Origin of the sequence: Nostoc sp., from assembly GCF_036919615.1 — a bacterium.
In the GTDB taxonomy this organism is placed as follows: domain Bacteria; phylum Cyanobacteriota; class Cyanobacteriia; order Cyanobacteriales; family Nostocaceae; genus Nostoc.
In genome coordinates, this window is the sequence record NZ_JBALCN010000010.1 from 103,833 (window position 1) to 124,835 (window position 21,003).

Here is a 21,003-nt window from a genome sequence, read left to right on the forward strand (position 1 = left end):
TACTCAGGACTCGTTACTCACTACTTAGGACTCGATACGAAACTTCTTTGAGAAGCTTTAACTTTTATTTACTTAAACTTTACTCGGTTCCCACCCAAGAGTATGATGACTTCCTAGTTATGCAAATAAACAACTGTACAAGCCGCTTCGTTTTGTACAAAGAACTTTTTGTTTTGTAATAAAAGGAAACAACTCTATGCGACGATTGTTTGCTTTGATTTTAGCGATTTGTCTTTGGTTCAACTTTGCCTCCCCAGCAAAAGCTTTAGGGGCTAATTTGACACCGTGCAGGGACAATCCCGCTTTTCAACAGCTAGCAGCTAATGCCCGTAATACCACTGCTGACCCCAATTCCGGGATAAAGCGATTTGAGCGTTATTCCCAAGAACTGTGTGGTCCTGAGGGTTACCCCCACTTGATTGTTGATGGTAGTCTAAATCATGCTGGTGACTTTTTGATCCCCAGCATTCTGTTTCTATATATTGCTGGTTGGATTGGTTGGGTAGGTCGTGCCTACCTGCAAGCGATCAAAAAGCAATCTGACACTGAACTAAAAGAAATTCAAATCGATCTTGGTTTGGCACTACCCATAATGGCGTCAGGCTTTACTTGGCCAGTAGCAGCAGTTCAAGAACTTCTCTCTGACAAATTAGCAGCCAAGGATACAGAAATCCCCATTTCCCCACGCTAAATCAGCTTAACTAATTCATTTGTTTTGGAGACTAAATTCATGGCAGACAAAGGCGACCAATCATCCTATTTGGTTAAATTTATTTCCACAGCGCCCGTGGCAGCTACGATATGGCTGACGATCACAGCAGGTATCTTGATTGAATTCAACCGCTTTTTTCCCGATCTACTTTTCCACCCACTCCCATAAGTGTTAAACGATTTTGGATTTTAAATTTACGATAGCCTAGCGTAAAGCCAACTCTTAGAGAGGCTGCACCAATGGCATGGCAACTCTTAGAGACGCTACGTGTAGCTTGCTTCCCTGTTCACGTTAGCGTCTCCGTTGGCGCAGCCTCTCCATCAGGAGAAGGAGAAGGGGTATGCTAAGAGCAACTGTGCGTAGCGTCTTTTAGATTGGTTCTGCCACGCCACTTGCTCTACTTGGGAAGACCCCTTGGCGCTAGCTTCTCCCTTTGGGAGAAGACCGCAGTGGCTTCACAAGGGACGGGGCATGAACCAAAAAATTCTTTTAATCCAAAATCCGTCTTGGAAAGTCTGAGCGCCGATTTCCGGCGCTCAGACTTTCCGCAAAATCCAAAATCTAAAATTGCTGGTCAAATGGGATTTAGGACAGTTGAATGAATGTCTTGTTTTTTTCCTAATATTGTGTAGTTGATGTATTCAGCTTAGTTAGGCAGAATTATTACCAAAATAGGCAGCAAAAATAGTTTTTTGAAACTCGTGATTCTGTTTACAGATCGCGAGTTTCACTGTTTTTAAACTAGCTAAATTAATTTTTCTAAACTTCTTAGCCAAAAGACATCTTTAGCTACAATTATTATTAATATAAAAATGCCACCCTTTTAATTTAGAGGCGAACATAAAACATGGCACAAGCAGTAGATGCATCAAAAAATCTTCCCAGCGATCCTAGAAATCGTGAAGTTGTTTTTCCGGCATTCCGCGATCCGCAGAAGGGCAATCTAGAAACCCCAGTAAATGCTTCTCCTTTGGTCAAGTGGTTCATTAATAACTTACCTGCCTATCGCCCAGGGCTTTCTCCTGCCAGACGCGGTTTGGAAGTTGGCATGGCTCATGGTTACTGGCTATTTGGTCCGTTTGCCAAATTGGGTCCACTGCGGGATACAGGTAATGCTAACTTAGCTGGGTTACTAGGAGGCATCGGTTTAGTTATTCTTCTTACCGCTTCCCTATCTCTGTATGCTAATAGCAATCCACCCAAAGCACTTCCTAGCGTTACCGTACCCAACCCTCCGGTAGATGCTTTTAACTCTAAAGAAAGCTGGAACAACTTCGCTAGTTCTTTCTTAATCGGTGGTATTGGTGGTGCAGTAGTCGCTTACTTTTTGACTAGTAATCTGGCACTAATTCAAGGTCTATTTGGTTAATTACTAGGAGTTAGGAGTTAGGAGTTTAAATTCATAACTTCTAACTCTTAACTCCTAACTTATTTAAACAAAACAGCTTCAATATCATTTAAAGCAGTTTCAAAATCGTCATTAACGATTTGAATATCAAATTCATCTGCGGCTTGAATTTCTTCTTGAGCGCGGAACAAACGACGGGCGATCGCTTCTTGGGAGTCTTGAGCGCGAGAGCGTATCCGTTTCTCCAATTCATCAAAAGAAGGCGGTAAAATAAAAATGCTGAGGGCACTGGGGAAGGAAGCACGAATTTGTCTTGCCCCTTCTAGCTCAATTTCCAGCACTACCAACTTACCAAAATGAATTTGGTAAAGTACAGCTTCACGGGGAGTGCCGTAATAGTTACCAGTAAATTCTGCCCATTCCAAAAATTCACCTTCAGCAACTAATTGTTCAAACTTACTGCGGCTGATAAAGTAATAATCTTTGCCATCGATTTCCCCTGGACGAGGAGAACGAGTCGTCACGGATACGGAATAATATAGTTCCGGATGACGTTGTAGGAGCGATCGCATTAAAGTGCCTTTACCGACCCCACTAGGGCCAGTTAAAACAATTAACTTGCCTAAATGTAAGCATTCTTCAGTAGTAGTACTCTGGATGGGTAAAACTGGTATCATCCTTTCAACCTGTGAATCAATCAATAGATATTATTCATTAGTCTTGTGTTCCTGGACAAGTCCAATAGTTACTAAAGAATTTGTAGCAAGAGTGACATAAAACTTGTCTAATTCACATGGTACTGCCGTTATAGTGCAAATATTAAGTGGGATTGTTAATCCAATGCTAGTCAATTATCTACTGTTTGATGATCGCGGGAAATCACAAAGCGATTCGCTACCGTTTCCGGCTGAATCGCTGACAGAATTATGTGGCTGGAATCAGTGATAATTACAGCTCTAGTCCGACGACCGTAAGTTGCATCAATCAGTTGACCTCTGTCCCGTGCATCGGTAATAATCCGCTTAATCGGGGCAGACTCTGGACTGACAATGGCAACTACTCGGTTGGCAGACACGATGTTACCAAAGCCGATGTTGATTAACTGAATGTCCATAAAAAAACTGACGCTAAACGCGGTTTGAGAAGCTGGAAATAAACTTATTCCCATGTTATCGTCAAAAAACGGGAGTCACAACGCTCAAATTCAAGCCAGCATTCGTTTTTAAATAATGTCTGCTTTTTTTTAGCTGTTTATCAGCTAAATTTCCTGAAAATATTCCTAAAGGCATAGACGTAATTCCACTGATATAAGCTAGTTGGGTGATGTAAATTTATTTTATTTTAAATAAGTATCTAACTCAGAAATTGATGCAGGGTAAAATCGATTGGAATCGCCTAGCTCCAACTGCGCTGGCTCAGTACAATGTCGGTACAGATGAATTGATATTCTTGGGTCATAGCGAAAATGTGACTTTTCGCGTTGACACTAGGGATGGTAAAAATTCTGCTACTTTTAAAGTACTCCGTATTCATCATCCGATCACTCAATTCCGTGATCGCATCTGGCAACAACAGGCCGTCATTGAGTCGGAACTCATGTGGCTGACTGCTTTGCATCAAGATACTAATTTGGTTGTGCCATACCCCTTGCAGAACCTCAGTGGCACTTTCATTACATCTGTAGCAATTGATGATACCAGTGCAACACTCAACTGTACGCTACTAAACTGGGTCAATGGTTCATCCCTCGACAGTGAACCTACACCGACGCAGGCTGGGCAAGTTGGGGAACTTATGGCTCAGTTGCACCAGCACACCAGCCTTTGGGAATTGCCTTCAGGCTTCACGCGACCAAAATACGACTGGGAGCAACTACACACCTCACTCATGGGGCTGCGATCGCTAGTAGATACTGGTACGATATCTGTTACTGATTTCGCTGTGCTTGAGAATGTGGTTCAGCGAATTAGTAATGTGATCACAGCACTAGAAAAAACACCCACTAATTGGGGGCTGATTCACGCAGACCTGAATGAAAATAATTACATCTTTTATACAGATGAGGCGCGGTCCATCGATTTTTCCTGTTGTGGTTTCGGCTACTACCTTTGTGACATTGCCCATACCCTGTTGCATCTGTTTCCCGAAAACCGTAGATCGTTCCTCAGTGGTTATCAAAGCGTGCGTCAACTGCCTGATGAGTATCAGAGGATCTTGGAGGCGTTCTTTCTCGGAGCAACCGTAAATAATTTTGCTTTTTTGGCGTCGCAGCCAAATGAACACGATTACTTGTTAGAAACTGTACCCTACGTTACTGAGAGATTATGTAGCAAATATCTTCAAGGCAAAGCATTTTTGTTCGAGTCATAGCTATTCTGCTTTGATATTAACGTCAGTTCGACGAAGTTCAATTTTGTCTTTCATATTCACAGTACGCATCCGTCGTACACTTCCAGCTTGACAATCGCGTAACCAAGTATTAACCGCTTGGGCAACAGTGCCGTTACTACTATCGCGTGGCGGAGATAGGGGCTGCTGTGCTGAATGGGAACCAATTTGAGAAAACATCATCACTAGACGCCAACCAGTTTTCGTTTTAGTCAACAACAGCCAGTGGAATTCCTGCAATTCTACCGCTTTCTTTCCTATGTACTGCCGCTCCAAGGTAGTAAAGAAAACTTGCTCAACTCCCGATGCAGAGTTTTTAAGCGCGTCTGCACTATATTCTTCAAGGTTAAGGGGCAGAGGAGTAAACTCAGGTCTTCCTGCCACTAGCATATAACTGTAAACATCACTGCTTCTACTGAGGCGGCGGGCACGTTGACTAACGCGATTGGTATAACTAGGTAAATCTTCCAGTAGCTGTATAGTAAATGTTTCTAAATTTTGCTCAGAACACAAAGACCTTGCCCCACTGTTGACATTTTCCCTTTCTGCTAGCGCAGAGGGTTTAGGGGTGAGGTTTGTCGAGAACGCTGGGTAAGCGAGGCTATTTGATCCTAAAACCCAGAAGCCACAAGCTAAAAGCCAACTATAATTTTTCTTCTTGAGCCGAGAGGCAAGATTATTCTTTCCCACACCCTGCACTCTATCCCCCAACTTGTCACTGACTCTTAGCTTCATGCCACTGTGGTTAACTCCTCAGAAATCCTCTTCCAGGCTAACTCAGGCTCAGTAGCAGTAGTGATGGGACGCCCAATCACTAGATAATCAGCACCAGCAATGATTGCTTGTCCTGGGGTGAGCGATCGCTTTTGATCATCTTTCTCTGCCCAAGTTGGTCTAACCCCCGGACAAACAAGCAAAAAGTCATCTCCACAAGTTTGCCGCAACTGTCCCACTTCTTGGGGCGAACAAACTGCCCCATCTAATCCCGCCTCTTGAGCCAGCAGTGCCATTTCTAGGGCGTATTCTGGTAATTCTAGGGGAATCTTTAAATCAAACGCCAGCTGTCTAGTAGAAATACTCGTTAACAAAGTAATCGCAATTAACTTAGGCGGTTTTACACCTGCTTGGGCAGCCCCTTCCTGTGCCGCATCTGTTGTAGCTTTCAGAGCATCTTTACCAGATGCAGCATGAATTGTCAATAAATCAACTCCGTAACTAGCTGCACTACGACAAGCACCAGCAACTGTATTAGGGATGTCGTGAAACTTTAAATCCAGGAAAATACGCTTTTGCCGGGACTTTAATACTTCCAGAATTTTTGGTCCAGTACTGGTAAATAATTCTAAGCCTACTTTCCACCAAACCACTTGTGGGAGTTGATCTACAAGAGCGATCGCACTTTCCACATCGGGCACATCCAAAGGCACAATAACTCGTTGTTCTGCGTTCATTTGCAGTTCCCTATTTCCCATTTAAGCCACTAAACGCACAAACTTATTTTTCCCAACTTGTAAAACCTTACCTTGTAACTCAGCAGGATCAGCAAAAGTTGTATCGACATCAGTAATGCGATCACCATCTAAGCGCACTCCACCCTCTTGAATTTTCCGCTTTCCTTCCCCCGTACTTTTGCACAAGCCAGTGACATTGAGAATATACGCTAACTTAGTAGGAAACTGCTGCACCTCAACTAGAGAAAATTCTGGAACTGCACCTTCCTTGCCGCCGCTTTGCGCTGCTTCTTTTGCATCTTGGGCTGCTGTTTCGCCGTGGTACTGTTTGACAATTTCCGATGCTAAGAGTGTTTGGCGATCGCGGGGATTTTCTGGGAGTTCGTCTAAAGGTAAATCCGTCAACAGTTCAAAATACTGCTCCAGCAGATGATCTGGAACTCCTTGTAACTTCTGATACTTTTGTCCCGGATGTTCCGACAACCCGATATAATTACCTAAAGACTTGGACATTTTTTGCACCCCATCCGTGCCAATCAAAATTGGCAGCAGCATCCCAAACTGGGGTTTTTGACCAAAATGGCGCTGCAAATCTCTGCCTACAGCAATGTTAAATTTCTGATCAGTCCCTCCCAATTCCACATCTGCCTCAACTGCAACCGAATCAAAACCTTGCATTAACGGGTACAGGAACTCATGGATAAAAATCGGATTCTCTTTTTTATAGCGATCGGCAAATCCCTCCTTAGCCAACATCTGCCCCACCGTCATTGTCGAGAGTAACTCCAAAATTTTCTCTAAGTTTAGTCCAGAGAGCCATTCGGAGTTATAACGCACCTCTAACCTTCCTGGTGTGTCAAAATCCAAGATAGGACGTACTTGGTCAAGATAAGTTTGAGCATTTTGCGCTACCTCTGCTTCTGTAAGCTGACGACGCACTTCAGATTTACCAGTTGGATCGCCAATGCGTGCTGTAAAATCGCCAATAATCAGAACTGCTATATGACCTGCATCTTGAAACGCTCGCAGTTTCCGTACTGGTATGCTATGACCGAGATGAATATCAGTACCCGTCGGATCAATCCCCAATTTTATCCTCAGAGGTTGGTTTGTAGTTACCAAGCGCTTTTCTAGACTTTCGCTGTTAACATCAACTGGTTGTGGGAAAACTTCTACTACACCACGACGCAGCCAAGCAAAATCTTGCGTCATACTATAAAATCCACTGTTAGCTATGTTTTGCACATTAGAAGTTAAGTTGGTTATAAACACTTGCAATTTATCCGCTTTCTCATCTGCCAAACTACTATAATTGCAAAAAATTAACCGCCTTGCTTCGCCCAATCAATTACAGTTAAATTTACAAGTGAGGAAGTGAAATCGCCGTGTCGTCGTCTAGGACTTTTGAAGATAAACAGCCACAGCGTCGGGCTTCATCAGGTTTTGAGTTTTTGAAAGGAGTCGGTCAGGTAACTGGCGGTACTCTCCTCTCAATCACCATGCTGGCAAGTTCCATTGTAGCCGGAGGACTGGTTGGTTTAGCGATTAGTTTCCGTAATTTGCCAGATGTGAGACAGCTACGTAACTTCTTTCCCTCAGAAACGACTTACATCTATGACGTTAAGGGTAAACTCTTAGCCAGTGTCCACGGAGAAGCCAACCGAGAAGTAGTTCCCTTAGATCGGATTTCCCCGAATCTGAAACGGGCGGTATTGGCAAGTGAAGATAGCCACTTTTACGATCACCATGGTATTAACCCCGTCGGCGTTGGGCGTGCTGTTGTAGTTAACTGGGCAGCAGGTGGAGTCCGAGAGGGTGGCTCTACTGTCACCATGCAATTGGTAAAAAACCTATTTTTGTCTCACAAGCGTGCCTTTACCCGGAAGTTAGCTGAGGGAGTGCTGGCAATTCGGTTAGAGCAAATTCTCAATAAAGACCAAATTTTAGAAATGTACCTCAATCAAGTTTATTGGGGTCATAACAATTATGGTGTACAAACGGCGGCCCGCAGTTACTTTAATAAGTCAGCAGAATATTTAAGCTTGGGTGAGTCAGCAATGATGGCGGGTTTGATCCAAGCACCAGAAGAATTCAGCCCGTTTGTGAGCATGAAGCTGGCAAAACAGAAACAAAAAGAAGTGCTGGGACGGATGCTGGAATTAAACTGGATCAACCAGTCAGAGTATGACAATGCCCTCAAGCAAGAAATCAAACTTGGTAAAATCAAATCCTTTCAAGGTAGTGCCCTACCTTATGTAACCAATACCGTAGCGCAGGAGTTGGCTAAGAAGTTTGGGCGTGAAGCACTACTCAAAGGCGGGATGCGGGTGCAAACTACAGTTGATGCCGATTTCCAAATGATGGCAGAAGAAACTGTCACGAAGTGGCATAAAACACTTCTGGGGCAGGGATTATCTAAGAATCAAATGGCCCTGGTGGCAATTGATCCGCGCACACATTTTATCAAAGCACTGGTGGGTGGTATAGATCCTAAAACCAGTGAATTCAATCGTGCAACTCAAGCTCAACGCCAGCCAGGTTCTTCTTTTAAACCGTTTGTATATTATACTGCTTTCTCTACTGGGAAGTATGGGCCAGACTCAACGGTGGTGGATTCTCCAGTCAGCTATCGAGATGGTAACGGTTGGTACTTTCCCAGAAATTATGATGGCACTTTTAGGGGAGCGATGCCAATCCGCACAGCTATAGCCCAATCGCGCAACATTCCCGTGATTAAGGTTGGTAAGGCTGTAGGGATGAATAGAGTGATCGAAACTTGCCGTACCTTGGGGATTATGAGTCCAATGGAACCTGTGAGTTCCTTGCCACTTGGCGCAATTGGTGTCACCCCTCTGGAAATGGCTAGTGCCTATGCTACCTTTGCTAATTATGGCTGGCAATCTTCACCAACTGTAATTGCCCGTGTTACCGATAGTAGTGGTAACGTGCTGTTAGACAATACCCCTAAACCGCAGCTAGTTCTCGATCCTTGGGCCTCAGCAGCAATTATAGATGTGATGCGATCGGTAATTACTGAAGGTACAGGTAAAGGTGCTGCTATCGGTCGCCCAGCCGCAGGGAAGACGGGAACAACATCATCAGAAAAGGATATTTGGTTTGTGGGGACTGTGCCGCAGTTAACAACTGCTGTCTGGGTAGGGAGAGATGACAACAAACAATTAGCTGACCATGCGACAGGTGGTGTTATGGTTGCTCCCATTTGGAAAGATTTTATGGAGAAGGCACTTAAGAACGTACCAGTAGAAAACTTCAAGCCACCTTCGCAGTTTTCTCGCCCCAAGTCAAATTAAAGTTAGGAGTGATAAGTTATGAGTTATGAGTTATGAGTTTATTGATAACTTTTAACTCCCAACTCCTAACTTTTGTTAGGGCTGTTTTTCTAGCTCGGCTTTCATCCGTTCTAAAGTGAGGTGCATTTGGTCAAACATTTGTTGCGGGGTGACACCGAACTGACCTAATTGCGTTTTCAGTTGTTCTACTGTCATTTGTGCCATGAAATCTTCTGATAGCTCGAAGCGCTTCATAAAGATGCGATACCGATCCATCATGGTTTCCATCTGCTCAATAAACAGCTTTTTGCCATCACGGTCAAATTTGCCGTAACCGTTGCCAAGCTTGATTAGCGCTTGATAATCCTCAAACAGCTGTTTTGCTTCTTGCTGAACTATCTCAGAATCGAAGAATCCCATATTGCTTATATTAAACTGAGTGCCCAGACTCAGTAGCTTAATAGTTTTACTTCTATTTTTATTTTAGTCTAGGTGAGTAATCTAGTCACGAAGCTTCGGTTTTAGTACGGTTTGTTACCGAAATTTCAACACTTGACTTGAGAACCTTTCCCCTGCGTAAACCGACTTAATAAAGCCGCAATACTCACAGCTTTAGCTATTGATTTAGGATTAATGTTTTCACCCGGTTGAATTTTCAGTCCAGGAGCGTATTTCAAAGCTAATGAATTTTCCGGGTTAAGTTTTAATGCTTGACGGATGTAAACCCTAGCCATCCCGATAAATTTCTGTTGGAGATGTACCAAACCTAATAAGGCATAATAGTCGCTGTTATTTGGCTCTAACTTGATGGCATCGCGCAGTTCTTGCACAGCTAGCGTCCATTTGGTTAGCCTGACGTACTCAATAGCTCGCTGGTAGTGACGTTGAGCGTAGTTTGTCAAAACTGGTTTGACATTAGTTTTTTCATTTAATGTCAATTCAACTGGCTTGACTTCTACCTCAGGGATGATGCGAACAGCTTTTTGTGGCAAAAACAGGTCAGGTTTATGCAACTCTAAGTAAACTAAATTCAGTATACTAATTTGTTGTGTAACTTGATAAAACTGATGTAGTGATCTGTATTGAGCTTCTGCATAGCAGGCGATCGCTTCTTCGTAAAACAATTCTGATTGGGGTGGAGACATTTTTATAATTTTCTCAGCTATGGCACTTTCAGAAGACAAAGCTTGCTGCTGTAACACTCTTGTGTCCGATTGCAGCATAGCTATGGCAAGAAAGCGCTTGTCTCGATGTTTGAGTTGTTCATAAGCTGGATTGATTAAATGGCTGAATATTGCCGTTGCTAATTTTTCGTCTGGATTGCCGTTTTTAGTATTGCGATCGGGATGTAGCAGCTTCGCTATAGTGTGATAGCGTTTAAAAATCTGACGATCATCAGCACTCACAGAAATTCCTAGCACAGCGTAAGGATCACAAAGCTGTTTAAGCCATTTTGGTGGTAGGAAGGTCTGTGACATCGTAGTAATATAAGGCCTTAAAAACTCAAATTTAGCATCAAAGCTCAATGCACAATCATGTGAAACCTACTCAAATTTACTTAAAGAGTTAGTGTCCTATAGAAGTATTTGCAGACTTTACCTTTGAAGGTAAAACTAGAATAAAGCGTCTTCAGATTGTAAAAAGGCGATCGCTTTTTGTTGATTACTGGCGAGAAAGCTTATAATCCTGGCTTCCTAATAGGTAGATAGTGGCTATTAGTAGGGCTAATATTCCCACCCTAGTCTGAGAGGATGTTTTAAAAGTGGTGGCTGATGTATCAAAAACATGTGAGATTTCAAGCGTGTTATGCGAGGATTTTATAGAAACAATATTTCAACCAGAGGCTGAAAATAAATTTTGTACTGCGGTGCTACATCTGATTAATTAGAGAACATTAAGATAAACGTCAGATCCTTTAAGTAGGTGATAACCTAATATTCACTGAATTGTTAAAACAAGCATCTACTGAATTAAAAAATAAAACTTTATGAAGTTAATCTTATACCTTCTATATCTTCTTAATAAGTAATAGAGATTTTAGCTAATTAATAATTCTGATACCACAAGCGTTTCATTGATTGGGAATGGGTGGTTTATTTCCGCCGGACTGTACTAGCTACTGAATCTAGCTTTTGCACATAGTTCCTCTTAGCACTGTGATTTGGCAGCAGTTCGACATACCCATTACCATAAATCGAAGTTGTCTTACGATTTAGTTGACTAGAATAGATTCATATAATTGCTGGTAAGTAAAAATTCTGTAATGCTTAATTTATCAAGGTACTTTGCTACTATGGCTGTCTTATTGTCGGAACTGTGGTATTGGTAGATTTATTAGAAATATGTTGACTAAGCGCAAAAGCCGAAGTGTTGCCGCTGTTTTAGCTTTTTCTGGCACGCTGACAATTTCAGGATTACATAAATTCTATCTGGGACAGCCGCTGTGGGGTGTTTTGTATGTGTTGCTTTCCTGGACGCCTATCCCCAAGGTAGCTAGTGCGATTGAGGGAGTTTGGTATTTAGCTCAAGATGAAGAAGCTTTTGATCGTAATTTTAATCTAGGCAAGTCAGCAGCAAGGAACTCCCAACGGGTGAGTAATCAGGTAGGAGCGATCGCTGACGCCTTGCGTGAATTAGATGCTCTGCGCCAGGATGGACTAATCTCAGAGTATGAATTTGAGCAAAAGCGCCGCCAATTGCTAGACCAGATTTCTTGAGGTAAGCGACAATCATGAATAACTGGCTACCTTTGAACCCCAGGCTACAAAAACTCCGGGCCAAACTCCTCAACGATCCCTACTATCGCCTCCAATCTGGGGAAGAAATTCAGATAGCAGCAAAATTAGGTATTCGCATTGATGCTAATCAAGCCACTGTAGATGATTGGTTACGCCTACCAGGTTTGTCAATTCACCAAGCACGATCGCTTGTGGAACTTTCGCGTTCGGGTGTGAAATTTTACTGTATTGAAGATATCGCTGCGGCTTTGGGTATGCCAGCACCGCGGCTAGAGCCATTAACGCCTCTGCTGAATTTTATTTATTATGACCACGAATCTCTAGAAAATCCGACCCATTTAGTTAATCCGAATACAGCAACAGTTGAAAAGTTAGCACAAATTCCATTTATAGATTTGTCTCTGGCGCAAGCAGTGGTTCAAAATCGGCAATCAGTCGGGCCTTACCGTAACCTGGCTGATTTTGGGCGGCGGTTGGAGCTACCTGGTGATGCGATCACCCAACTGATGTATTATTTAAGATTTTAAGTTAAAAGTTAGAAGCTTTAAATTAAAGTAACTCCTAACTTTGCCAATTTTAGATTTTGGGTTGCACTTTTGGTGCGCTTCCAGCGCAACTTGGAAAATGGAATTGAAGGAAAAATCTAAAATCTAAAATCCAAAATTGATTAAATGAACCCAATGCGGTCGAGAGGCCAAAAGCGAAACGTTGCCCGACCGATGATATTTTTTCTGGGTAAAAAGCCCCAATAGCGAGAGTCATTACTATCGTTACGGTTATCGCCCATGACAAAAAATTCGTCTTCTGGAACTTTCACTGGTCGATATGGCTGATTTGGAGGTTCAGCGATGTAGTCTTCTGCTAAGGGTTGACCATTGAGGTAGACTTTACCAGATGCAACACTAATTACTTCACCAGACTTGCCAATAACTCGCTTGATGAAGGCTTGGTCTTTAGGATATCCTCGACGTTGTAGTTCTGCGGGTGGCTGAAAAACAATAATATCCCCAGTTATGGGAGGGTGAAAATGGTAGGAGATTTTTTCAACTACTAAGCGATCGCCAGTATGTAAGGTGGGCAACATCGAATCAGAAGGTATATAGCGGGGTTCGGCAATAAAAGTCCGGATCAGGAATGCCAAACACAATGCGATCGCAATTAAAATCAGATTTTCTTGCCAACTACGCCATACTTTTAACGACGCACGCTCTTTTTTTACATCGCTTTCGTGAGGAATCATAAAAGTTTCTAGCCAGTTTCAGAGGTGGAACAAATACCTTGATTATTTTGACTCAAAAGGTATAGTAATAGGCAAGCTGGTTTCTGTACGAATCCATACAGATATTAAATAATACAGTTATTGCATCTATCAAAGATAAGCAAAAGTACTGTAAATAAACTATGACCCATCTCAGGCAATATAAGCTGATAATTAGGATTCCTAAATAGGTAATTAAAAATCTTAATTCTAATTGCTGTAATTATAAGGCAAGTTATTAGATGATTTTCAGTTTTGCTTACTCCTGCTAAAAAAGCTAGTGGCTGACTGGTAGAGCGATATAGTCAGTCAGTTTTTTCTGGGAGCCGAAAATTGGTCGTTGAGTGGCAAAACAGTTTACCGAATGTCTGACAATATCTGCTTCACTTTACCGAAAAAAGGCAGAGGGCAGTCTTGCTGGAGGCTGAGTTGAAAGAAAATATATTTTAAGCTGTATTATTAAGTAATATTACATAAAGATAACTCAGATTTTAATGTATTTTTAAATACAAAATCCTCAGATTATCCAGTGTCATTAGTCAAAAATATTACATTTAAATGGATAAGTTAATGGTTCAATAGATAGGCACCATAATATTGCAATTTTAACAACTTACCTATATGTGTGCGATTAAATCCCGTAATTACACGGTGACGGTAAATATTAAATTGTACTATTAATAAGATATAAATCTCTTTAATTATCGAGAAAAACATTAACAGACAGAAAGCTACTAGCAATTTAGGCTAAAGTATCAGTATCAAAAATAGAACTAAACTACCGATAAAATTATTTTTGCTGAAGGAATCAAAAGTATCTAGACTAACGAATAAGTGCCCCTTGGCAATGAGAAACTATATTGAATCAATTTTCGTCTGTCTGTTTCATAGAAAGTACAAGGCAACATTCTGTCAGTTAAAAATTTAACTTTTTCTTAAAAAGGAACCAATGGCAGCAGGCAGTAGAATATATCTTATCAAGAATAGAACTAATAGTTTATTATACAGTCCATTGAAAGATACTCCGTCTCTTGTAAGTAGTTTTGTATGTTAATAAAATAATTAACTAAGTTGTAAATTATACAACTTTTCTGTTAGAAAGTCTTGCTATAAAAACTTCAGCCCGTGAAAAGTGGAAATTGTAGGCGCAACAGCTTGGCTCATCTTATTTGCAAAGCTATAAAACTTGAAAGCATAATCCTGCCTTAGCGGTGAAGTGAAAGACAGTAACTAATTCAGAATTCCTATTAAGAGGATTTTGGGGTGTGGTTAATTATCTGATTGTTCTCCTTTTTAGAGTTAGCGGTAAGAATGTGGAAGTGCAGACCTTGGCGTTGATGAGTGGGTTGACATTAAACAATACCAAGTATTGTATAAGTGTTCGTCCAAATTTAGAGCGTCTAGACTTCAGTTAAAGCCGTATAGTATGTCTTCTCGATTGTGAATTTCTGTTAGTCCCAATTCCAATTTTCAGAATTACCATAAACCAACTGGTCTCTAAGATATCTAAAAAATCTGCTATAACGTACCGTCATAACTGTGGTTGATGGTTCGATCTTTGAAGGAGCTATGAGGTGGAAAACAATAAGTCGTTTCTGTGGCCAGAAGGAATATTAATTGCGCTGCTTACCTTATGTGGTGTTTTTAGCCTTGCTTTCATGATGCTTCTAAGACCAAATACTTCGGAGGCTCAGAGTAAACAAAGTATAAATGTCAAGGATGTAGCTGCAAACGTAGGAACTCAGCAGCGCATTGAGAAATTAAAGGCGGCTATGCTTACAAGTTGGCAGCAAGAAGCACAAGTTAGGGGACTAGCCTATCCTATACCATTAAGCTCTCAAGGGGCAATAATTAATGCTGCAAAACTTACTCAAGGTGAGAAAGTGATTGCTCTCACCTTTGATGATGGCCCTTGGCCTCAGACCACAGAGCAAGTACTAGATATCCTGAAATCAAATAATATCAAAGGAACGTTTTTTGTCGTCGGGCAGAATCTAAAAAATTATCCAGAGTTAGGAAGGCAGATTGTTGCTCAAGGTCACATCATTGCCAATCATACTTGGCATCACTGGTATCACTTTTTCAATCCCCAAGCAGCTGCTTTTGAAATAGATCGCACAGAAGACTTAATTTATCAAGTTACAGGTGTTAAAACAAATCTCTTTCGACCGCCTGGTGGTATCCTGCACAATGGATTAGCTGCTTATGCTAAAGGCCAAAAATATGCTGTGGTGATGTGGTCAGCTGACTCCACAGACTACAAGCAGCCAGCTGTGCCAAAGTTGATCAATAACGTGATTAAAGATTCAAAACCTGGTGGGATTGTGCTAATGCATGATGGTGGTGGGAACCGTTCTAAAACTATACAAGCTTTACCAGAAATTATTAGCCACTTTAGAAAGCAAGGCTATCGCTTTGTTACTATTCCAGAACTTTTAGAAATGCAAGATACAGACCAAAAGTTACTTGCTAAGAAAAAGTAATAATTATTAATTATGGGTAATTGGTCAATAGTAATTAGCTAAAAACTAAAATTCATCACTATAAATAATTTAGATTATATGGGAATCAGACGATCTAAGATTATCAATACTTCTCGGAATATTATCTGTCTATCATAGCTTTCAGCTTTGAGGATGTACCTCATAGCCGCCGGAAGTGCTGTATAAATTACTGAACTATAATGGAGCGTTTTTCTGTCATTTTTATTGTAGAAGTATTCCTTTTTAGATTATTATTTTGGAATGCTCAACGGAGCTATTACAGGAGTGTTTTTAATTAAAATTATCAAGCACAACAATAGCTCAATATAGCGGTTGTCGGTTGAATGAGGTAGAAAAACCCTACCCCCACCCCCCTCCCCGCAAGCGAGGAGGGGACTATGATGTACCTCATCTGATTATGTCTAATGACTAGTTACTAAACTGAACTCAGTTGTTTTTTCTGGATTAGCTTCTGGACTATCAGCTTCCGAAAGCGGGACTAACTGCCAGAATTGTGGCAAGAATTCTTGCCAGTGTTGCAGAATCTTCTTCGCCTTTGGTGAACCAGTTCGTTCTGCATGAGTTTTAATTAACTCTTGCAGCTGCTTTGCGCCTGCTTCTGTAATCACTCGCTGGATTTTGAAAATTTCTGGGTTGACTAACTCACGAAATGAATCGTCTTCATCTAAGAAGTATGCTAGTCCACCAGTCATTCCAGCAGCTACGTTACGTCCTACCTTGCCGAGAACGACAATCACACCACCAGTCATGTATTCGCAGCAGTGATCGCCAGCGCCTTCAATCACTGCTACGCCTTTGGAATTTCTCACAGCAAAGCGCTCTCCTGCTAGGCCGTTGGCAAATAACATGCCACCAGTAGCACCATAGAGACAAGTATTGCCAACGATCACGTTTTGTGATGCGTTATAGGTAGCATCCGTTGGAGGTTTGATGATGATTTCACCACCATGCATCCCTTTACCTACGTAGTCGTTAGCCTCTCCTTCCAGGCTCAAAATTATACCAGGGAGGTTGAACGCACCAAAGCTTTGCCCAACACTGCCTGTGAAATTGAGATTAATTTGTCCTTCAAAGCCGCTGTCACCGTATTGAGAAGCGATCGCTCCCGCTAATCTTGTGCCTACTGTTCTGTCAGTATTGACAATAGGGTAAGTCTTGGTGACAGTAGACTGGTTGCGAATAGCAGCTTGAATGTCTGGATCAGCAAGCAATTTGTCATCCAAAACCACGCCGTTGCTGTGGACTTCTTCATGCAGCAACCAGCTACGATTGTCTCTGGTATCTGGCAACTGAAGTAAACAGTCCAGGTTCAGTGATTGCGTTTTGGTGAGTTTTGCCTCTGGGCGGAGTTTCAACAAATCTGCACGTCCAATGATTTCTGACAAAGAACGGTAACCTAGTCGTGCTAGCAGACTACGCACTTCTTCGGCGATGAAGTAAAAGAAGTTGACAACCTGTTCCGGCATTCCGGTAAACCGCTTGCGGAGTTCTTCTTTCTGAGTAGCAACACCCACAGGGCAGGTGTTCATGTGGCAAACTCGCGCCATGATACAGCCTTCAGCAATCATGGCGATGGAGCCGAAACCGAATTCTTCACCGCCCATCAATGCACCTATTACCACATCCCAGCCACTTTTGAGACCGCCATCTACGCGTAAAATCACGCGATCGCGCAAGCTATTTTCCATTAAGACGCGATGCACTTCGCTTAAGCCCAGTTCCCACGGTGAACCAGCATGTTTAATCGAACTTAGTGGCGATGCACCCGTACCACCATCATGGCCAGAAATCTGGATGATATCAGCGTTTGCTTTGGCTACACCAGCAGCGATCGTCCCAATGCCAACTTCTGCAACTAGCTTCACTGATACCTTTGCTTTGGGATTAATTTGGTGCAGATCAAAAATCAGTTGTGCTAGGTCTTCAATAGAATAGATATCGTGGTGCGGTGGTGGCGAAATCAGGGTCACACCTGGCTTGGAGCGTCTTAACATCGCAATGTATTGGCTCACCTTGGGCCCTGGTAGTTGTCCACCTTCCCCAGGCTTGGCACCTTGGGCAATTTTGATTTCAATTTGTTTGGCGTTGACTAAGTATCCTGGTGTAACACCAAAGCGTCCCGATGCAATTTGCTTAATGGCACTATAGGCTTTATCACCATTTTGCAATCCTTTTAAATGAGGTAGGGTTGGCGAGTGACCAGACTCGTCTACATCATCTAGAACTGTATAGCGCACTGGGTCTTCGCCGCCTTCCCCAGAATTTGATTTACCACCAATGCGGTTCATGGCGATCGCTAAAGTTTCATGGGCTTCTCTTGACAAAGCGCCTAAAGACATGCCACCAGTGCAGAAGCGCTTGACAATTTCAGTTACCGATTCCACTTCTTCTAGAGGAATCGGCGTACAATTGCCTTGGAAATCCAGCAAGTCCCGTAAGGCTGTTACTGGTCTACTTTGGAGGTGCTTTTTGTAAACTTCGTAGTGGTCGTAGTTTTTGTCATCTACAGCTTTATGCAGCGCCTTGACCATTTCGGGGCTATTCATGTGGTACTCGCCACCAGGACGATACTGCACAAAGCCCAGGTTTTCTAACTTCTTGGTCGTCAGTTCCGGGAAAGCCTTGCGATGGAAAGAAAGCACTTCATCTGCGAGTTCGCTAACACTCAAACCACCGATGCGGGAAGTCGTACCCCGAAATCCTAGTTCTATTAAATCCCCACCGATGCCAATAGCTTCAAAGATTTGGGCTGCTTGATAGCTGGAGAGCAGAGAAATTCCCATCTTGGAGAGAATTTTTAGCAAACCTGACTCTACCGCTTTGCGATAGTTTCCTAAAGCTTGTTCTACGGTGAGGGTAGGAATTTTCTCCATAGCCATTAACTTTTGGGTTTTGGGATCAATGCACCAATCACGCACCGTGTCCAAAGCCATATACGGGCAAACTGCACCAGCACCGTAGCCAATCAGACATGCAAAATGATGAGTACTCCAGCATTGGGCTGTATTGACAATCAGGGATGTTTTCATTCGCAACCCTTCACGAATCAGGTGGTGATGCACGGCACCCACTGCTAACAGGGGAGGAATGTAAGTATATTCTGTACTGATCCCTTCATTGTCCTCCTTATTAGGAGTTGCTGGGATCTGGTCGCTTAATATTAAAATCTTTGCACCTGCCCGGACTGATTCAGCTGCTTGTGCTTGTAAAGACTGGACTGCGGCTTTCAATCCTTCGGGGCCAGTGGCGATCGCAAATAGGGTTGATAACTCGGCTGTGGCAAATCCTGACAGCTTAATCGCCTCTAATTCAGCATCCGTTAACACTGGTGATTCCAGCTTCAATCTTTGAGCATATTCTGGCTTTGGTTCTAATAAGTTACCCCGTTCACCGAGTTCGACTTTCAAAGACATCACTAGCTTTTCCCGTAGGGGATCGATCGCTGGGTTCGTCACTTGAGCAAAGCGTTGTTTGAAATAGTCATAAAGCAGGTGGGGCTTTTGTGACAGCACTGCTAAAGGAATATCATCCCCCATGCAGAAAGTCGGCTCGGAACCTGCGATCGCCATTGGATGAATCACCATTTCTACATCTTCTGTGGTGTAGCCAAAGGCAGTTTGAAGCTGAAGCAAGGTTTGTTTGTCAATTTTGTCAGTTGTAGTATGCCCATTACCATTTTCAGCAGCCAGATGTCCATTCCCATTCCCATTCATATCTGACGACTGATTACTGACAATTTGTTTGAGTTCTTGACGGTACTGTTGCAGCCATTCACTATATGGATGCTGCTTGGCGATTCGCTGCTTAATCTCCCAATTCTTCAGCACTTCATGGTTTTCTAAATCTACGGCAATCATTTGCCCTGGTCCAAGTCTACCTTTCTCGACAATGTTGGCTTCTGGAAAGTCCACTACACCAGCTTCAGAAGCGACGACAATATAGTCATCTTTGGTAATCAGGTAGCGAGCTGGTCTTAAGCCATTACGATCTAGTGTTGCACCAACTTTTTTGCCATCGCTGAATACTAAAAGTGCTGGCCCGTCCCACGCTTCTTGCAGACCACTATAATATTCGTAAAAATCGACAATTTCTGGAGAGTCACGTAAAGAAGGCTGATTTTGGTAAGCCTCTGGAACCATAATCATTAAAGCTTCCAAGGGACTGCGTCCAGAACACACCAGCAATTCCAGTACGTTGTCTAGGGTAGCTGAGTCACTGTTATTAATATGAACTAATGGCTTGAGTTCGTTGATGCGATCGCCCCATACAGGATGATTCAGGCTAGCTTCTCGTGCCATCATCCAGTTGATGTTACCCAACAAAGTATTGATTTCGCCATTGTGACCCAAAAGCCGCATTGGTTGAGCTAGGGGCCACTTGGGCATCGTGTTGGTACTAAAGCGGCGATGATAGACAGCAAAGGCACTTTTGTAAAACGGATTTTTTAAATCTTGATAAAATTCTCCCAATACAGCGGAACGCACCATGCCTTTGTAGACAATTGTGCGATTTGACAAGGAGCAGATATAAAATTCTTCTGAGATGTTGTTTGTAGCTTTACTAATTCGGCGGCGGGTAATATACAACTGTCGTTCCAATTCATCGCCACTTTTGTCAACAGAAGCTAGTAAAACTTGTTCAATCTGGGGTTGATTTTCTCTTGCTTGTACACCGAGTAAATCAGGTTGCACTGGCACTACTCGCCAACCCAGTACAATCAATTTTTCTTCAGCAGCTACTTGCTCAACTGTCGTCCTCGCTTTTTGTGCTGCTTCTTGGTCTTGTGGTAGAAAGATCATCCCCACAGCTATATTATTGGTGGATGAAAATTCCTTCCCTATTTGGGCAAAGTCTTGTTGGAACAACTCCCAAGGGATAGCTGTCAACACTCCTGCACCATCACCAGAGTCTTGATCAGCGCTACAACCTCCCCGGTGTTCTAAACAGGTTAAAGCAGCTAAGGCTTTTCCGACAATTTCGTGGCTGGTATGATTCTGGCGATGAGCAATAAAACCGACACCACAGGCATCTCGTTCTTCTACTAACCACTTTTGTCCCTGATAGGTATCTCTTGAGATTATATCCGCTGTGATTTTCTGGTCTTGATTCATCGGTTTATTATTCATACCCTGTTACCCTGTTCCTGAAGTATTGAGTTACCAATTTTGCTACTACTTATCGGAAAAATTTCTAAATTCAACGATGGAGAAATATATAAGCACCGAAATTTAGGGAAAAAAAATTTTAACTTCGGTTTTACTTTATTAGTTCACCCGTGTTAAAATTGTTGCGTGTTTTTATGTATTTATCCGGG

The 21,003-nt window shown here is 42.5% G+C and carries 17 protein-coding genes; 8 read left to right on the forward strand and 9 right to left on the reverse strand.

From position 1 onward, the window contains the following. Positions 1–196 precede the first annotated feature (196 nt). From V7K48_RS04615 to V7K48_RS04625, 3 genes are all read left to right on the forward strand, one after another. Entirely contained in the window at positions 197–691 is a 495-nt protein-coding gene (locus V7K48_RS04615; protein ID WP_335070020.1) for a Photosystem I reaction center subunit III, read from the forward strand. Between the two features lie 39 nt (positions 692–730). Continuing rightward, positions 731–880, forward strand: coding sequence for a photosystem I reaction center subunit IX (psaJ, locus tag V7K48_RS04620; RefSeq protein ID WP_281485063.1), 150 nt, complete (start codon positions 731–733; stop codon positions 878–880). Positions 881–1,559: 679 nt separating this feature from the next. Then, the gene (locus V7K48_RS04625) at positions 1,560–2,081 is read left to right on the forward strand and encodes a photosystem I reaction center protein subunit XI (protein WP_335070022.1); all 522 of its coding nucleotides are present in this window, start codon (positions 1,560–1,562) and stop codon (positions 2,079–2,081) included. Positions 2,082–2,140: 59 nt separating this feature from the next. Here the strand turns inward: V7K48_RS04625 and gmk are convergent, their stop codons facing one another. Both gmk and remA read right to left on the reverse strand, forming a co-directional pair. Further along, positions 2,141–2,737 carry a guanylate kinase gene (gmk, locus tag V7K48_RS04630; protein WP_335070024.1) on the reverse strand — a complete coding sequence of 199 codons (597 nt, stop codon included), beginning with the start codon at positions 2,735–2,737 and terminating at the stop codon, positions 2,141–2,143. Between the two features lie 170 nt (positions 2,738–2,907). Next, positions 2,908–3,174: an extracellular matrix/biofilm regulator RemA gene (remA, locus tag V7K48_RS04635; protein ID WP_334971332.1), complete on the reverse strand. Its 267-nt coding sequence runs from the start codon at positions 3,172–3,174 to the stop codon at positions 2,908–2,910. A 254-nt stretch (positions 3,175–3,428) separates the two neighbouring features. Between remA and V7K48_RS04640 the strand changes: the two genes are divergently transcribed. Then, entirely contained in the window at positions 3,429–4,430 is a 1,002-nt protein-coding gene (locus tag V7K48_RS04640; protein ID WP_335070026.1) for a phosphotransferase enzyme family protein, read from the forward strand. Here V7K48_RS04640 and V7K48_RS04645 read toward each other — a convergent pair whose 3' ends face one another. Genes V7K48_RS04645 through tyrS form a run of 3 tightly spaced genes read right to left on the reverse strand, consistent with a single transcriptional unit; the run spans position 4,431 to position 7,111 of the window. Next, positions 4,431–5,183, reverse strand: a complete 753-nt coding sequence (locus V7K48_RS04645) for a hypothetical protein (protein WP_335070028.1) — start codon at positions 5,181–5,183, stop codon at positions 4,431–4,433. Next, positions 5,180–5,899, reverse strand: a complete 720-nt coding sequence (gene pyrF, locus V7K48_RS04650) for an orotidine-5'-phosphate decarboxylase (protein WP_335070031.1) — start codon at positions 5,897–5,899, stop codon at positions 5,180–5,182. The genes V7K48_RS04645 and pyrF overlap by 4 nt, the downstream gene beginning before the upstream one ends. A gap of 21 nt (positions 5,900–5,920) precedes the next feature. After that, positions 5,921–7,111, reverse strand: coding sequence for a tyrosine--tRNA ligase (gene tyrS, locus V7K48_RS04655; RefSeq protein ID WP_335070033.1), 1,191 nt, complete (start codon positions 7,109–7,111; stop codon positions 5,921–5,923). Positions 7,112–7,284: 173 nt separating this feature from the next. Here tyrS and V7K48_RS04660 point away from each other — a divergent pair, with 173 nt between their 5' ends. Further along, on the forward strand, positions 7,285–9,210 hold the full coding sequence (locus V7K48_RS04660) for a transglycosylase domain-containing protein (protein ID WP_334971340.1): 1,926 nt from the start codon (positions 7,285–7,287) through the stop codon (positions 9,208–9,210). A gap of 75 nt (positions 9,211–9,285) precedes the next feature. Here V7K48_RS04660 and V7K48_RS04665 read toward each other — a convergent pair whose 3' ends face one another. Both V7K48_RS04665 and V7K48_RS04670 read right to left on the reverse strand, forming a co-directional pair. Next, on the reverse strand, positions 9,286–9,609 hold the full coding sequence (locus tag V7K48_RS04665; RefSeq protein WP_292762021.1) for a DUF1825 family protein: 324 nt from the start codon (positions 9,607–9,609) through the stop codon (positions 9,286–9,288). 125 nt (positions 9,610–9,734) lie between these two features. Further along, on the reverse strand, positions 9,735–10,667 hold the full coding sequence (locus V7K48_RS04670) for a J domain-containing protein (RefSeq protein WP_335070035.1): 933 nt from the start codon (positions 10,665–10,667) through the stop codon (positions 9,735–9,737). A gap of 864 nt (positions 10,668–11,531) precedes the next feature. Here V7K48_RS04670 and V7K48_RS04675 point away from each other — a divergent pair. After that, positions 11,532–11,906 (forward strand): NINE protein, encoded by a 375-nt coding sequence (locus V7K48_RS04675; protein WP_335070037.1) that lies wholly within the window; start codon positions 11,532–11,534, stop codon positions 11,904–11,906. A gap of 14 nt (positions 11,907–11,920) precedes the next feature. Further along, positions 11,921–12,454, forward strand: coding sequence for a ComEA family DNA-binding protein (locus V7K48_RS04680; RefSeq protein WP_335070038.1), 534 nt, complete (start codon positions 11,921–11,923; stop codon positions 12,452–12,454). Positions 12,455–12,594: 140 nt separating this feature from the next. On the opposite strand, the gene lepB is transcribed toward V7K48_RS04680, so the two are convergent. After that, on the reverse strand, positions 12,595–13,167 hold the full coding sequence (gene lepB / locus V7K48_RS04685; protein WP_335070040.1) for a signal peptidase I: 573 nt from the start codon (positions 13,165–13,167) through the stop codon (positions 12,595–12,597). Between the two features lie 1,592 nt (positions 13,168–14,759). Here lepB and V7K48_RS04690 point away from each other — a divergent pair. After that, positions 14,760–15,668, forward strand: coding sequence for a polysaccharide deacetylase family protein (locus tag V7K48_RS04690; RefSeq protein ID WP_335070042.1), 909 nt, complete (start codon positions 14,760–14,762; stop codon positions 15,666–15,668). Positions 15,669–16,090: 422 nt separating this feature from the next. Here V7K48_RS04690 and gltB read toward each other — a convergent pair whose 3' ends face one another. Beyond that, positions 16,091–20,815, reverse strand: a complete 4,725-nt coding sequence (gene gltB, locus V7K48_RS04695) for a glutamate synthase large subunit (protein WP_335070044.1) — start codon at positions 20,813–20,815, stop codon at positions 16,091–16,093. Between the last annotated feature and the right edge of the window lie 188 nt (positions 20,816–21,003).

Bases quoted from the DNA above. Each gene is read 5' to 3' on its own strand.
- gltB (WP_335070044.1), bottom strand. From the start codon at position 20,815: ATGAATAATAAACCGATGAATCAAGACCAGAAAATCACAGCGGATATA.
- lepB (WP_335070040.1), bottom strand. From the start codon at position 13,167: ATGATTCCTCACGAAAGCGATGTAAAAAAAGAGCGTGCGTCGTTAAAA.
- V7K48_RS04645 (WP_335070028.1), bottom strand. From the start codon at position 5,183: ATGAAGCTAAGAGTCAGTGACAAGTTGGGGGATAGAGTGCAGGGTGTG.
- tyrS (WP_335070033.1), bottom strand. From the start codon at position 7,111: ATGACGCAAGATTTTGCTTGGCTGCGTCGTGGTGTAGTAGAAGTTTTC.
- remA (WP_334971332.1), bottom strand. From the start codon at position 3,174: ATGGACATTCAGTTAATCAACATCGGCTTTGGTAACATCGTGTCTGCC.
- pyrF (WP_335070031.1), bottom strand. From the start codon at position 5,899: ATGAACGCAGAACAACGAGTTATTGTGCCTTTGGATGTGCCCGATGTG.
- V7K48_RS04670 (WP_335070035.1), bottom strand. From the start codon at position 10,667: ATGTCACAGACCTTCCTACCACCAAAATGGCTTAAACAGCTTTGTGAT.
- V7K48_RS04640 (WP_335070026.1), top strand. From the start codon at position 3,429: ATGCAGGGTAAAATCGATTGGAATCGCCTAGCTCCAACTGCGCTGGCT.
- psaJ (WP_281485063.1), top strand. From the start codon at position 731: ATGGCAGACAAAGGCGACCAATCATCCTATTTGGTTAAATTTATTTCC.
- gmk (WP_335070024.1), bottom strand. From the start codon at position 2,737: ATGATACCAGTTTTACCCATCCAGAGTACTACTACTGAAGAATGCTTA.
- V7K48_RS04615 (WP_335070020.1), top strand. From the start codon at position 197: ATGCGACGATTGTTTGCTTTGATTTTAGCGATTTGTCTTTGGTTCAAC.
- V7K48_RS04625 (WP_335070022.1), top strand. From the start codon at position 1,560: ATGGCACAAGCAGTAGATGCATCAAAAAATCTTCCCAGCGATCCTAGA.
- V7K48_RS04665 (WP_292762021.1), bottom strand. From the start codon at position 9,609: ATGGGATTCTTCGATTCTGAGATAGTTCAGCAAGAAGCAAAACAGCTG.
- V7K48_RS04675 (WP_335070037.1), top strand. From the start codon at position 11,532: ATGTTGACTAAGCGCAAAAGCCGAAGTGTTGCCGCTGTTTTAGCTTTT.
- V7K48_RS04680 (WP_335070038.1), top strand. From the start codon at position 11,921: ATGAATAACTGGCTACCTTTGAACCCCAGGCTACAAAAACTCCGGGCC.